This window comes from Aliagarivorans taiwanensis DSM 22990, from assembly GCF_000429505.1.
In the GTDB taxonomy this organism is placed as follows: Bacteria; Pseudomonadota; Gammaproteobacteria; order Enterobacterales; family Celerinatantimonadaceae; genus Aliagarivorans; species Aliagarivorans taiwanensis.
Map to the genome: position 1 here is coordinate 24,660 of NZ_AUBZ01000041.1, position 13,598 is coordinate 38,257.

The window sequence follows — 13,598 nt, forward strand, 5'->3', positions numbered from 1 at the left end:
CTTATATAACATCTTTGCTAACTGCTAGCGGGAAAGTTGGTACACGTAGGCGCTGATCAGATGAATCTTATCTTCGCCTAGTATGTCTTCCCAAGCCGGCATCACACCGTTTCGGCCGTATCGAAGGGTTTCTTCGATAGCTTTGCGTGAACCGCCGTATAGCCAGATGCCGTTGGTTAGGTTCGGCGCACCTAAGGCCTGATTCCCTTTACCGTCGGCGCCGTGACAGGCTGCACACATGGCAAACTGCGCTTCACCTTTGGCCGCGTTAACATCGTTAACCTTGCGGCCCGACAGGCTCAGTACGTAGTCGGTCATTTGCTCGATGCCATCATCGCCGAGTACCGCTTCCCAGCCCGGCATTTGACCCGCACGGCCATACATCAAGGTTGCCTTGATCTGCTCTCCAGTACCGCCATATAGCCAGTCACCATCGGTGAGGTTAGGGAAGCCCTTGCCACCACGACCGGTCGAGCCGTGACACTGCGAACAGTTTTGCAGGTAAAGGCGCTCGCCAACCTTAATGGCTTCCGGGTCAAGCGCTAAGTCTTCGATGGCTTTGTATGAGCCGTCGCTGTCGTAGGCCAAGGCTTTGAATACCTCACCGAAGCGGGCATCTGCGTGCGCAACTTCGTTTTGATATTGGTTAGCTACATCACCATGGTAGGCGGCGATACGCTCCTGACCTTCAGCAATCGACTTGATGTCTTTCTCAGCACTCTTCCAGCCAAACAGACCTTGCCAGTTACCCAGGCCTGGGTAGAACGCCAGATAGCCCAAGGCAAAGACGATGGTGAGCACAAACATGTAGCTCCACCACTTAGGAAGGGGGTTGTTCAGTTCTTCGATGCCATCGAACTCATGGCCCATCGATTTACCTTCTTCAACACCCGTGTTGTTCTTGGTACAGATGTACAGCAACCAACAACAACCAGCGATGCTTCCTAAGGTGATAACAGTAATCCACACACTCCAGAACGCTGTCATTATTTCTGTGCTCCTTGTTGGTTGTTATTGTTGGCACTTTGTTTTTGCTCGTCGGCAAAGACCAAGTTGGCCGCTTCAATGAAGTCCTTTTTACGACGGCTGCTATAGGCCCAAACCACGATCGCCAAGAAGATGATCAGCAAGAAAGCGGTATAAAGGCCGTTAAAGGTTCCAAAATCCATAGCGCCTCCTATTTCAGTGCGTGTCCGAGAGACTGCAGGTAAGCGACCAGTGCATCTAGCTCGGTCTTACCCGCAACCGCGGCTTCGGCACCTGCAATGTCTTCGTCGGTGTACGGCACACTAAAGAAGTCGCGGAAGATAGCCAGCTTGGCGCCAGTATCTTTGCCATCGAGCGTGCGCTCGGCCAACCAAGGATAGGAAGGCATGTTTGACTCCGGTACCACATCACGAGGGTTAATCAGGTGAACACGATGCCACTCATCTGAATAACGTCCGCCAACCCGAGCTAGATCGGGACCGGTACGTTTTGAGCCCCACAAGAAGGGATGCTCCCACACGCTTTCACCGGCGACCGAGTAGTGGCCGTAGCGCTCGGTTTCAGCACGGAAGGGGCGAATCATCTGACTGTGGCAGTTGTTACAGCCTTCACGGATATAAATATCGCGACCTTCCATCTGCAGTGCGGTGTAGGGGGTAAGCCCGTCAACCGGCTCTGTGGTCTCAGGTTGGAAGATTAGCGGGGTGATCTGCACCAGACCACCAAAGCTAATCGCAATCACGATAAAGATTGCCAGTAAGCCAATGTTCTTTTCTAACGATTCATGTTTCATCGAATGGCCTCCTAATCCTGTTCAACTGCTTGTAGTGAGCCTTTCTCAGCACGAATCGTCTTATACGTGTTGTAGGCCATGACGAACATGCCGGCGAGGAAGAATAAGCCGCCAATCAAACGCACGATGTAGAATGGTTTCGATGCCACTAGGGACTCGACAAACGAATAGGTGAGGGTGCCGTCTTCGTTGACTGCGCGCCACATCAAACCCTGCATAACACCAGAGATCCACATCGCAACGATGTACAGCACAACGCCGATAGTCGATAGCCAGAAGTGGGTGTTGATTAGGCTGATGCTGTACATACGGCCTTGGCCGAACAGCACCGGAATCAGGTGATAAACCGCACCAATCGATACCATGGCAACCCAACCGAGTGCGCCAGAGTGCACGTGGCCAACGGTCCAGTCGGTGTAGTGCGACAGCGCGTTTACGGTCTTGATTGACATCATTGGGCCTTCGAAGGTCGACATGCCGTAGAACGACAGCGACACAATCAAGAAGCGCAGGATAGGGTCGTAGCGCAGTTTATGCCACGCGCCAGAGAGGGTCATAATACCGTTGATCATGCCACCCCAAGACGGTGCGAACAGGATCAGCGACATCACCATGCCCAGCGACTGCGCCCAATCAGGCAAGGCGGTGTAGTGCAGGTGGTGAGGACCCGCCCAGATATAAATCGATACCAGCGCCCAGAAATGCACGATAGACAGGCGATAGCTGTAAACCGGACGGCCAGCTTGCTTAGGCACGAAGTAGTACATAATCCCCAAGAAGCCAGCGGTTAGCAGGAAGCCCACCGCGTTGTGGCCGTACCACCATTGCACCATTGCGTCGACGGCACCGGCGTAGATGGAGTAAGACTTGCCAGCATGCAGGGGAATGGCGCCACTGTTCACGATATGCAGTACCGCAACCGTGATAATAAAGGCGCCGAAGAACCAGTTGGCTACATAAATATGGGCAACCTTTCGCTTCACCAAGGTACCGAAGAACACGATGCCATAGGCAACCCACACCACCGCAATTGCGATGTCGATGGGCCACTCTAGCTCGGCGTATTCTTTACTGGAGCTAATGCCCAGCGGTAAGGTGATGGCGGCCGCGAGAATAATCGCCGTCCAGCCCCAGAACACAAAGCTGGCTAACGCGCCACCAAACAAACGAGCTTGGGTGGTTCGCTGCACCACGTATAACGAGGTGGCCATCAGGGCGCTGGTACCGAATGCGAAAATTACGGCGTTGGTGTGAAGGGGACGTAGACGGCTGTAAGTTAGCCAAGGTGTATCGAAGTTGAGAGCAGGCCATACAAGTTGTGCTGCGATCAGCACCCCGACAGCCATACCTACGATACCCCAAACAATGGTCATTACAGTGAACTGCCTGACAACCGTATAGTTGTAGTCAGTTGCTGCCGTAGCTGCTTGGTTCATAGATGATTGCTTCCGTTGCTATTGTTATCGAACGCCCGCGAAGCGGGAATCACTTTATCTCTCCAGAGACGAACATTTAGTAAAAGCTGTGAATTATCTAAATGTTAACGCGTGTGATCATACGTTATTAAACGCATAAAAAACAGCAACATTGCGCAGTTATTTGGGGGCCGTAGCAACACCCTGTTTACGTTTTAAGGGCACGTAAAGTCGTCCATGATCTAGATCAATTATGCGACGGCTATTAGCCCAGATTACTACCTCTTTAGTATGAAGATATAAAGCGTGTGATCATGACCCTGCTTGCAAATGGTGATGTAATTTGGCGTGTTGTAGCACGTAGTTAAACAGACCATAATGCTCGAAATTACAAGAATCGTATTAGGTCATCTATCCATGGACTCCCTTTGGCAGACGTTTATTACGCTACCCAGTTATCAAGGCATTGCCGACGATTTGGCGCATTATCACAGCGAACAGGCTTACCAAAGTCGGCCATTATCGCCAGAATCCCTCAGCTACAAAGAGTGCATGAAAGCGCTAAAGCCCTTACTGCTGCTCAAGAGCTATCAAACCTTGGGTGCGCGCTATCGAAACTATAAATCCAAGCACACGCTGAAGAAGACCACCATCACGGTGAAGCAGGAAACCGCCGAGCGGATCCGGGCTGCCCAAGTCGCCCTAGGCTTTGATCGCAACACCGAACAGGGGATAGATGCCGCCTTGGAGTACATTATCGCGGCCGAACCTAGTGAACTGAGTGAGAGCTTGCCATTGGAGCTACAACTGGCGCTCGCAAACCAGCAGCTCTCCGCCAAAGAGCGCAGTGCGTTACTGCTGGCCAACGCGCCTGCAGCGGTTCACGAGTCGGTGGCGGCGCTGTTAAAGCACGCTTATCAGGCTGGGTGGGAGCAAGGCCGCAAAACCGAAGTAAGCACAAAAGCTAAGCGCAACGCCGAGAAGCTGTTGGATGAGCAGGCGAAGACCTATCTAGCGGAACACTTGCCTTAGCGCAGATAGCCGGCGGAACAGCGGTCGCACGCTGATACGCTGTGCTTTTCTAGGCATCTGCGTGTCTGTATCAATAATCTTGTAACTAGCGCATGTTAACCTGATTGGATTGAGTGGGGTGTTCCATTATCAAAAGCCACCATCAAAAGCCGATCACGACAAGGAAGTCTGGTAATGCGCCTAGAGATTCATCCATTCCTATCACAAAGCGTTAAGCACCTACTGGGAGTCACCAGTATGTGCCTATTCCTTTATCTGGTGTTTGACGATTCGTGGGTATTCGATACGCACAACAGTTGTATGGTTACCCACCGCGATGCCTTCAATAGCCCTAACGCCAAGCGTACCTTGGTCTATCAAACCGAGGTGTGTAATGAGAGCGAGAAGCACATCGAACTGCTAATGACCAACCAACCCGAAGACCCAAGCGGCATCGTTGTTTATCGACACACCATGGAACTTGCGGGCAAAGATGACAAGTTTACCTATCCCGAAGTGACAGCCACCTGGTCGGATGATACCCACGCCGAGGTGACGATTGCGCCGGGCGCAGCGCTGATCGAGCATGAGTTCCATCTGATCAGCTCGCGTTTTAAGGTTTGGAGTCCTTGGGAGATTCAACACGATTCGTGAAACTAAAAGCCTGCGTTTAGCTCACTTTCTTCAATGGTAACAACGGATTAGTTACGTTAGTATCGAAGACAGTGCAGGAATACATTAATAAGGTCTTTGATTGTGGCCGCAGCAAAACTCAGTGCCGTCTCCGAGCAGGCGATCATCCACGCTAAGCAAGTCATTGTTAGTCACGCATTATTCGCCGGGGTAGGCGGAAAGCTTCCCACCAATGTGCAACTACTAGAAGAGCACGGCATCGTTGCTGGTACCATCCAGCGCGCGTTGCAGATCCTAAGCGCCAGCGAGGCCCTAGTGACCCGCTCCAAAGGCCATATGGGGGAGAGATCACTCAGCTCGACACCGGTACCTGTTGGAACTTGGCCAAATTATCGCCGGTTCAACTATTGATGCCCAGCAGCGGCTCGATTGAGATAGACGCGCTGATCAAACATATCACCGCTAAGCTTACCGCCCTGAATATCGCCTATTTTATTGAGCACCAACCTGGCGGTGAAAGGCGAGTAGAACTGGTGAACAAGGGCAAGTTCGATATTGCCTTGGTCTCCAAGGGTGCGGCCGACAATATGAGCACTGTACTAGAAACATGGCAGCAAAAATGCCTCAAGCCCGATAGCTACTATTCGATGCAGCGATTGGTGGTGGTGTCACGGGCCGATAAGCCCCAGACGCAATGGCGCCGGATTGCTATAGACCCCGCATCCTCTGATCACAGCTCGATCACCCAAAAGCAGTTCCCAAGCGAAGAAGGCTTCGAGTATCTCGAAACCGACTTTCGTCATGTGCCCGCTCGGGTATTGCGCGGTGATGTGGACGCCGGACTTTGGCACATTACAGCCAGCCCAGTACCGCTTGAGCTAGCCGGCTTACAGGCTCACCGCCTGAGTGAGCCTGCGGCCATCGAACAGCACCAAGCTATCTCGGCGGCCACCTTCGTGGTTAATCCTAAGCGGCCAGAGTTGGTCGCCTTGCTCGATGAGATCAACAGCCGTCAGCTGCAAAACGCCCAGTCGAATGCCTTCTCAAGCGAAGACCCTTACGCCAAAGCCTTCAGCTCTTTATAGCAACGAGTAAAAAAAGAGCCCCGAGCATTACGCTTCGGGGCAGACTCCATGGCATTGGAGGGACAATTAAGCGAAAGTCTACGCGGTAGTGCTCTCTTGTTTTACCTCGAGCGTGGGCTTTTCAATCGGACAAGCGCGGTGGGCGCAGACTAAATCGAAGTAGTCGTCGATTTCACTGAGCTTACGCTCCTCACTCCAACCAAGCAGGTTTTGCATCTCTTGCGCTATCTGACCGATCTTGTCCAAGCCGCCTTTGCTATCCCAGAAGAACGCTGAGGTACGGCGAACTAGCAGGTCTTTTAGCGAGCTGGCTGCTTCATGTAAGACGCAGTAGCGAAGCTCCGCGATGGTTAACGCGCGTGCGCCAAGGTCGCGTTGATAATCCACGCTCTCATTCCAAATCGCCGCAACAATTCGGGCATTGTGACCATAGCGTGCCACCCAGGACTTAGCATAGCGATAGGGCACACCGAGCGATTCAATCTCGCCCACGACCCGGTTTTGCTGATAGGGCTGATGTTTATCGAAGTGGGTGTTGGCATCTTTGGCGCCACCACTTAGCACTACCTTATCGGCGCTGTATGCTTGCAGGCTAGGAGACAAGTAGGTGTAGTTGTCGTTCTTCACTAGCTTATCTAGCACCTGCTTGGCCATCACGCGGTTGCTGGTCAGCTTACCGCCTACGATGGAGTAAACGCCGGAATCACTGGTCATGATCTGGTGCTCACGTGGTGTCTGGCCGTTGCTGAGATCGCCAGCCGGCGCTATCAAGGGACGCAACCCCGCCCATGAGCCAATCACATGCTGCTTATCCAGCTTGGCGCTGGGCATCAGGTGGTTGGCAACGTTGAGCAGATAGCTGATATCACTCTCTTCTGGCACAACCCGATCGGGATCGCCGTCAAAGGTGGTATCGGTGGTGCCGATAAACACCCGATCATCTTGGGTGGAAGGGATCGGCCACACCACACGCCCATCATCAGGGGAGCGCATAAACACCGCCGAGTGAAGCGGAAAATCCTGCTTGCGCAGGACGATATGCACGCCTTTGGTGGGGCGCAATATCGCCGAATCCGGCTTCTCCATCGACAGTAGCTGGTCGCTCCAAGGCCCGGTGGCGTTGACTACATAATGGGCCTTAACCGTCGCTTGGGTTGAACTGAGCAGGTCAGTCAACTGCACACCATCGCAGCGGTTCTCGCTGTAGGTCAGGCCGGTGACTTTGCAGTGGTTAAGCACCTGAGCGCCATGTTCCCAAGCGCTTTTCGTGGTATCGATGGTCAGGCGTGCGTCATCGGTCGACACATCGTAGAACATGGCAGCGCCGCGCAGACCATCGGCACGAAAACCGGGCTGGCGGGCCAGCACTTGTTGCTTACTCAGCATTTGGTGGCGACGCTTGCTCCAGCTACCCGATACGACGTCGTAGAAGGTCATCCCAAGGTTGAGCAGCCACTTCTTATCCGGACAGCCTTTGTAGAACATATACAGGAAGGGCTGGACCTTGGTCAGATGCGGGGCCAACCGTAAGGCCAGCTCCCGTTCCCGAACCGACTCGGCGACCAGTCCAAACTGGTAGGTCTCCAGATAACGCAAACCACCATGGATCAGCTTGGAGGAACGGCTCGAGGTGCCCGAGCCAAAATCTTCCTTTTCCACCAATAGCACTTTCATACCGCGCAGCGCTGCATCGCGCGCGATGGCAGAGCCGGTGATACCACCACCCACCACGACAACATCGAACACTACCCGTTCAATTGAGGATAGGCTTGCACGTCTCATAACTTACTCCATTTACGTGAACGTTCTACAGCGAGCTTCCAAGTCTGGTACTGGGTTTCGCGAGTGGCTTCGTCGATAAGCGGCTTGAACAACTGACGGTTACGGCTTACCGCAAAGCACTCTTTCTCGTTCTTCCAAATCCCAACACCTAAGCCCGCCATCAGCGCAGCGCCCAGGCTTGTCGCTTCTACATTACGGGGCCGCACGATATCCACGCCAAGTTGATCGGCCTGGAACTGCACCAACAGGTTGTTCTTCGAGGCGCCGCCATCCACCGCGATACTCTTGATGTCGAACCCGGAGATCTTCTGCATCTCGGTGATAAAGTCGCGCACCGAATAAACGATGCCTTCCAAGGTTGCACGCACGATATGACACCGCGTAGTTCCCGGAGAAATACCAAGGATGGTGCCGCGTGCATAGGGGTCCCAATAGGGAGCTGACAGGCCGGTGAGAGCTGGGACGAAGTACACCCCGCCATTGTCTGGCACCTGAGAGGCCACCGATTTAGACTCGGCGGAGGAGTCGATAATCTGCAAACCATCGCGCAGCCATTGGATGGCAGAGCCGGTACAGCCCGCGTAACCCTGAAGCGCGTAGAGGGTTTTGCCCTTGTGACGCCAGGCGATTTGGCAGCAGATCCCGCTATTAGTATCAATCTTTGGTTCTTCGCCAATCAACAGGTCAAGGAAGGTACCGGTGCCGTGGGTACATTTGGCCATACCCGGTTCGATACAACCTTGGGCGAATAGGGCGGCATGTTGGTCAGCAATAACCCCGGAGATTGGCACGCTTCCCCCAGTGACACGTTCATCTGTGCGGCCAATTTCTCCGGAGTCGTCGCAAACTTCTGGGAACATCGACAGAGGTATATCGAGCGCGCTCAGCCACTCTTCGTACCACTGTCCGGTAGTCAGATCGTAGGAACCGGTCACCGATGCATTGGAGGCGCTGATCACATGATTTGCACCGCCGGTTAAGCAGTAGACTAACCACGAATCGATGGTGCCGAAGGCCAGCTCGCCGCGTTGGGCACGCTCTTTAACGCCCGGCTCATTATTTAAGATCCACTCGATACTGAGCGACGAATAAACCGGGGCCAATGCCCAGCCTGTGCGCTGGTAGACCTTCTCAGCCCATTCCGGTTGCAACTCTTCGACCCGGCTAGCAGTGCGGGTGTCTTGCCAGACAATGGCGCGACTAACCGGCTCGCCGGTGGCTTTATCCCAAATCACCGTGGTTGCGCGCTGGTTGGTGATGCCGATACAGGACATATCGTTAAGCCTGAGAGAAAGAAAATCTAAGGCCTTGTCCATCATCTGCTGGGTGGCAGCCCAGATCTCGTTGGCATCTTGTTCTACCCGATCTTCCGCCGGGTGGTAGTTAGGAAACTCGGTGTAAGCTTGCGCCAGTATGTGGTTACGTTCGTTGTAAATCAGCACGCGAATTCCGGTGGTGCCTGCATCGATCACGAGTATGTGCTTGTTGTTCATAATCATTCCTTGGCGTTGTTGTTATCGTAGAGCGATTGACAAAACAATCAGGGCAGAGGTAACCGGCCAAATGGCGCTGGCCGGCGGATCGATATGGGTGTCTGCTCGAATCAACCAGAATCGTGCAAACAGCTGCCCAACCACCGCAGTGATAATTCCCACAATGCCACCGATCACCACAATAGCGACATCACTTTCGACCAAACCCATAAAGGTGGTCACAGATACTGCGCTAACCAGGGTAATGTGGTGAGTTGCTGGCACCATTACGTTCATACCAAGGAACAGCAGCGACACGGCTGAGATAGCAAAACCGATAAGGATAACGCCCGGCGCTTGCGGGTAGGCCTGTATAAGTAATAGCGCAGCCCATGAAGAGATAGCACCGACAAACAGTCCCAAGGTCACGGTCATCGCGTAGGAATCTTGATAGGGCAGCCAGCCGTGTTGCTCGCAGGGCTTGAAGCGCGCCCAGCCTTGTTTGCCTTCGCAATGCTGGCCGATAATGCCGCACTCGCTGAACATCAATCGTGCAACCACCGCCGAGATCACCACGGTCAGCGCCACAGAATCGGTAAAGCTGCCAACGCCGTCGACCGGGTTAAGGGCTGAGAACACCACATAACCGAACAAGCCAAACGCTGCGCCTACCAGCAATACACTGGGACGGCCCAAGCTGACTAAGGGGGTAACGATATCGCGGCCGCTAGTCAGCCAACCTTTCTTGCCTGCGTAAGCCGCAGCGGCAATGCCGCCAGCAAATGAGATGTGCGGGCCGAAGAATGGCCCCAAGCCCATTACATTCAAGAAGGTGGGATCACCAGAGCCAATCACAATGGCAATACCAATGAGAATCGCAAATCCGGTAAAAACAAAGGCGACTAGGGCACCAAAAGTTGCGCCCAGAAAGCCGCCTGCTATCGCGCCGAGCGCCTCCATGACGCTCATGTTGAACAGTGTGTCCATATTGTTATCCTTTCGTAGAGTGTAGGGGTGAGCCCTTTATTGTTTTTGGTGGGCTCTTTATGTGCCGGTACCAGCGGATAACTACAGCCAGTACCGGCCGTCGAGGTGCGCGTCTATCTTATTGTTTTATAGGGTAAAGCTTGCTTTATTAGTCGAGACCTAACTTGCCAGGGTTCAAAATGGCGTTAGGATCTACCGCTTGTTTTAGTTTCTGTAGCACTAGGTGCGCGCTGCCCAAGGAGCGGCGGCTATAAGGCGAACGGGCCAGACCACCGCCATGGTGGTGCGACAGCTCAGCACCGTGCTTAATGCATACTTCCATGGTGGTCTTCCATAGCTCCCTTAAGCGCTCAACCGCGATTTCATCGCTCTCGGTTTGCGACAGCAGGATCATGTACATCGAGGTGCCCTGGTTATAGATGTGTGAGAAGTGCGATAACACCTCGTCGGATAGTGGTGCCAAGGCCTGCTTAAGCTCTTCCCACAATGGGTAGATGGAATCCCAGTTATGGGCGATCTCAATGGTCTCGCCGAAGCCTCCTTTGGTAGCAAGCAGATTCTCCACGGTTGAGAAGTCAAAGCGTCGCTCCATCCAAGCTTTTGCGCCATCACTGCCTAGTGGTTTGCCGCCATGTTTGGCGACTAAATCGGCGAGTACACCTTGCTCGGTGTCAACCATCGCAGGTAGGCCGCGACTGCCCAAAAACAGCACTGGTGTGGCGAAGTTGAGGTCTTGCATGGCGTGCTTGGCTTCTTCGGTATCATAAAAACGCACCAAGAAAGGCTTAAGGTTAGCCGCGCCAATCTCGCGCATTAAGGCCAAACCTTCTTTAACCGTTGGGATCTCATAGGTCATTAATGCTTCCGCCTCAGGAAGCGGGAACATCTTCAAGGTGACCGAGGTGATGATGCCCAATGTACCTTCAGAACCGAGGAATAGCTGGCGTAGATCAGGGCCCATTGCAGCGCGCGGATTGGCTTTTAGGGTAACTTTTTCACCGGTGGCGAGGATGACATCATAGGCGATGACTAAGTCTTCAATCCCGCCATAAAGCGAGGAGAACTGACCAGTAGCAAGTGTCGCTAGCCAACCGCCAACGGTTGAGCGGTAAAGCGATTGGGGAGAATGGCCCATGGTCCAGCCTTGCTGGCTAAGCAGATCTTCCAGATCGCCGCCGTTAAAACTGCAGGTTGCGGTGACCGTCATATTAGCTTCGTTGATGTAAAACTCGCTGGGTATCTCAGAGATATCCAACACAATGCCGCCTTTAGTGGGCAAAGGCTGACCCGTTACCGAGGAGGCGAGGGCGCGGGTAGTAACAGGAATCTTGTGTTCATTGGCTATGGCCAACACCTTGATAATGTCGTCCTCACAGCGGGCGCGTACTACGATATCGGCTTGATTGGGGTGTTGACCTAACATATTTAGCTTGGTCATCAAGGGCCACGTGTCGTGGCTACTCATTTCTAGATCTTTAACTGAACTGGAGACTTCACTTTCGCTAAGTGTCTGTTTTAAAGTAGTTTCTATCGCTTGTAGATCAGTCATGGGGATCCTCGCATAGGTCGATAACAGGATTCAGGATACGTCTTACATTTAATACTCATATATAGGAGTATTCGATATGTTGATTATTCAGAGCTGCGCAGTTATTGTCAAAACAAGCAATTAGAAAACGAGAGTTGCTTCAAAATCTTTGTTTAGTTTTCGCTCAATGTAATAAGGAAAGGCAATGCTAGTTCAGTTGGACAAAAGCCTTGAAAGTTCGTCACTGGCAAGGGATGCGGCTGCGATTATTAAGAAGTGCGCTCATCGTGGGTTTTGTAATGCGACCTGTCCTACCTTTGTGTTAACTAAAGTCCAAGCACTTGGCCCGCGCGGACGTATTGCTACTATCAAAGGCTTCTTGCAGGGCGACCCCGTTACACCGGCCATCAGAAAACAGTTGGATCTGTGCCTTGCCTGCAGAAGCTGCCAAACCACTTGTCCTGCAGGTATCGAGTTCGGTCAGTTGATTAAACAGGCGAGGGCGTTGATGGAGCAGCGCTACCCAAGACCCTTCAAACAAAGAATGTTTCGTTGGCTAGTTTGCCAAACACTGCCTTATCGCACGCGCGCAAAGTTGGTAACAACACTAGCATCACTTTACCGCCCGGCGCTTATAAAGGCGCATCGATACAATGAATCGTTGATGGTTAGCAAAACAGCAGGCAGCTCAATATTAACTCGTAACCAATCAGATCTTCCTGCCGCGCCCAGGCCATGCATCCTGATATTTGAAGGGTGTGCCGACTCACTAATCGATCACCACTCAAAACGTAGCATGATACGTATCGCCAGTCTTATAGGTTTAGATACTAGAGTGGTAAAAAAAGCAGGTTGCTGTGCCTCGTTGCCGCAACATCTTGGAAATCAAACTCAAGCTATGGCGCTCATAAAAGCAAACATCGATGCACTATGGCCGTTGGTAGAAACAGGTGCCAACGCAATCGTACACACATCTTCCAGTTGCCAACTCCAGCTTAGTGAATACCCCAAACATTTGCGTGATGAACCCAAGTACTTGAGACGAGCAACACAAATTGCGGAATTAGTAGCGAACCCAGCTTCGTTACTGAGTATGCATAGCGAAAAGCTTGCAAGTGACATATTGAGGGCTAAAGCAGAGCAGCTAAAGATTGCTGTTCACACTTCGTGTTCACTAAGACACGGCCTGGGTGAACATGAGGTCGTGTGTAGTTTGCTGAGAAAACTTGGCTTTCAATTAGTGGAAGTGGACAATGCTCATCTATGTTGTGGTTCTGGTGGCACGTATTCAATTCTAGAAGCGGAAACCGCCGAGTTACTTAGGGCAGACAAACTAAAGAATCTAGAAGCAAGCAAACCAGATTACATCGTCACAGCAAACACCAGCTGCCAAGTGCATCTTGCACAGAAGTCGGACGTGCGGGTAGTGTCTTGGTTGAGCCTTGTAGAATCGTTGATCGACTAGCAGAACAACAGAGGAGATTTGTAGAAAGACTGTAATGCCAAAGAGGCACTAGAAACGTTTAGATACACAAATATCTATTTTAACATAATATACATTATGCGCACCGAGCAATCCTAGGTGAAATCTGAGGCACTTAGCAGGCCCATTGGCCTGTTAAGTGTCATCAGTATTTAGATTTTATGGTAAATCCATTATGTTCAATGACTTACGTGATTTTACTGGCTGGCTTGGTGTTTATAAAGCCTTAGCTCTGGCCGTTGACTTGCAGCTAAGTGATTTGCGATCTCCTGCAGTTCTTCCTCGATACTGCCCAGGATCCTTTTAAACATGACTTCCGATTCTGGCACCAGGTCAACGATGACCTGGAACCTTATTAGCAGATCTTCCAGTTCTGTTGCTGCTTCTAGTTTGCTTTCCATCTCTTTAGCTCCTTGAGTTTT

14 protein-coding genes are annotated in these 13,598 nt (G+C 52.2%); 5 read left to right on the forward strand and 9 right to left on the reverse strand.

Annotated elements, in window-relative coordinates:
- Window positions 1–24: 24 nt before the first annotated feature.
- The 4 genes from ccoP to ccoN are packed head-to-tail and all read right to left on the reverse strand — an operon-like array spanning window position 25 to window position 3,216.
- Complete coding sequence (gene ccoP, locus G462_RS0117400; RefSeq protein ID WP_026960123.1) at window positions 25–987, reverse strand: cytochrome-c oxidase, cbb3-type subunit III; 963 nt, start codon at window positions 985–987, stop codon at window positions 25–27.
- Window positions 987–1,169 (reverse strand): CcoQ/FixQ family Cbb3-type cytochrome c oxidase assembly chaperone, encoded by a 183-nt coding sequence (locus G462_RS0117405; RefSeq protein ID WP_026960124.1) that lies wholly within the window; start codon window positions 1,167–1,169, stop codon window positions 987–989. Before G462_RS0117405 ends, ccoP begins: the two co-directional genes overlap by 1 nt.
- An 8-nt stretch (window positions 1,170–1,177) precedes the next feature.
- On the reverse strand, window positions 1,178–1,780 hold the full coding sequence (gene ccoO, locus G462_RS0117410; RefSeq protein ID WP_026960125.1) for a cytochrome-c oxidase, cbb3-type subunit II: 603 nt from the start codon (window positions 1,778–1,780) through the stop codon (window positions 1,178–1,180).
- 11 nt (window positions 1,781–1,791) lie between these two features.
- Window positions 1,792–3,216, reverse strand: coding sequence for a cytochrome-c oxidase, cbb3-type subunit I (ccoN, locus tag G462_RS0117415; RefSeq protein ID WP_026960126.1), 1,425 nt, complete (start codon window positions 3,214–3,216; stop codon window positions 1,792–1,794).
- Window positions 3,217–3,612: 396 nt separating this feature from the next.
- On the opposite strand from ccoN, the gene G462_RS0117420 reads away from it, so the two are divergent.
- The 4 genes from G462_RS0117420 (at window position 3,613) to G462_RS0117435 (ending at window position 5,924) form a co-directional block, all read left to right on the forward strand.
- Window positions 3,613–4,227, forward strand: a complete 615-nt coding sequence (locus G462_RS0117420; protein WP_026960127.1) for a hypothetical protein — start codon at window positions 3,613–3,615, stop codon at window positions 4,225–4,227.
- 174 nt (window positions 4,228–4,401) lie between these two features.
- Window positions 4,402–4,860 carry a hypothetical protein gene (locus G462_RS0117425; protein WP_026960128.1) on the forward strand — a complete coding sequence of 153 codons (459 nt, stop codon included), beginning with the start codon at window positions 4,402–4,404 and terminating at the stop codon, window positions 4,858–4,860.
- A 102-nt stretch (window positions 4,861–4,962) separates the two neighbouring features.
- Window positions 4,963–5,250: a helix-turn-helix domain-containing protein gene (locus G462_RS0117430; protein WP_169720184.1), complete on the forward strand. Its 288-nt coding sequence runs from the start codon at window positions 4,963–4,965 to the stop codon at window positions 5,248–5,250.
- Window positions 5,250–5,924 carry a YhfZ family protein gene (locus G462_RS0117435; RefSeq protein WP_026960130.1) on the forward strand — a complete coding sequence of 225 codons (675 nt, stop codon included), beginning with the start codon at window positions 5,250–5,252 and terminating at the stop codon, window positions 5,922–5,924. Before G462_RS0117430 ends, G462_RS0117435 begins: the two co-directional genes overlap by 1 nt.
- 78 nt (window positions 5,925–6,002) lie before the next feature.
- On the opposite strand, the gene G462_RS23240 is transcribed toward G462_RS0117435, so the two are convergent.
- The 4 genes from G462_RS23240 to G462_RS0117455 all read right to left on the reverse strand — a co-directional run bounded on the left by G462_RS23240 (window position 6,003) and on the right by G462_RS0117455 (window position 11,714).
- Complete coding sequence (locus G462_RS23240) at window positions 6,003–7,706, reverse strand: glycerol-3-phosphate dehydrogenase/oxidase (RefSeq protein WP_051326832.1); 1,704 nt, start codon at window positions 7,704–7,706, stop codon at window positions 6,003–6,005.
- Window positions 7,703–9,199, reverse strand: a complete 1,497-nt coding sequence (locus G462_RS0117445; protein WP_035478202.1) for an FGGY family carbohydrate kinase — start codon at window positions 9,197–9,199, stop codon at window positions 7,703–7,705. The genes G462_RS23240 and G462_RS0117445 overlap by 4 nt, the downstream gene beginning before the upstream one ends.
- 21 nt (window positions 9,200–9,220) lie before the next feature.
- Window positions 9,221–10,165 (reverse strand): DUF7973 family transport facilitator, encoded by a 945-nt coding sequence (locus tag G462_RS0117450; RefSeq protein ID WP_026960132.1) that lies wholly within the window; start codon window positions 10,163–10,165, stop codon window positions 9,221–9,223.
- Window positions 10,166–10,313: 148 nt separating this feature from the next.
- A complete protein-coding gene (locus G462_RS0117455; RefSeq protein ID WP_026960133.1) occupies window positions 10,314–11,714 on the reverse strand; it encodes an FAD-binding oxidoreductase in 1,401 nt (466 codons plus the stop codon).
- Window positions 11,715–11,898: 184 nt separating this feature from the next.
- On the opposite strand from G462_RS0117455, the gene glcF reads away from it, so the two are divergent.
- Entirely contained in the window at window positions 11,899–13,158 is a 1,260-nt protein-coding gene (gene glcF, locus G462_RS0117460; protein ID WP_026960134.1) for a glycolate oxidase subunit GlcF, read from the forward strand.
- Between the two features lie 215 nt (window positions 13,159–13,373).
- Here the strand turns inward: glcF and G462_RS0117465 are convergent.
- Window positions 13,374–13,598 (reverse strand): hypothetical protein (locus tag G462_RS0117465; RefSeq protein WP_026960135.1); only part of this gene is annotated, 225 nt, incomplete at its 5' end.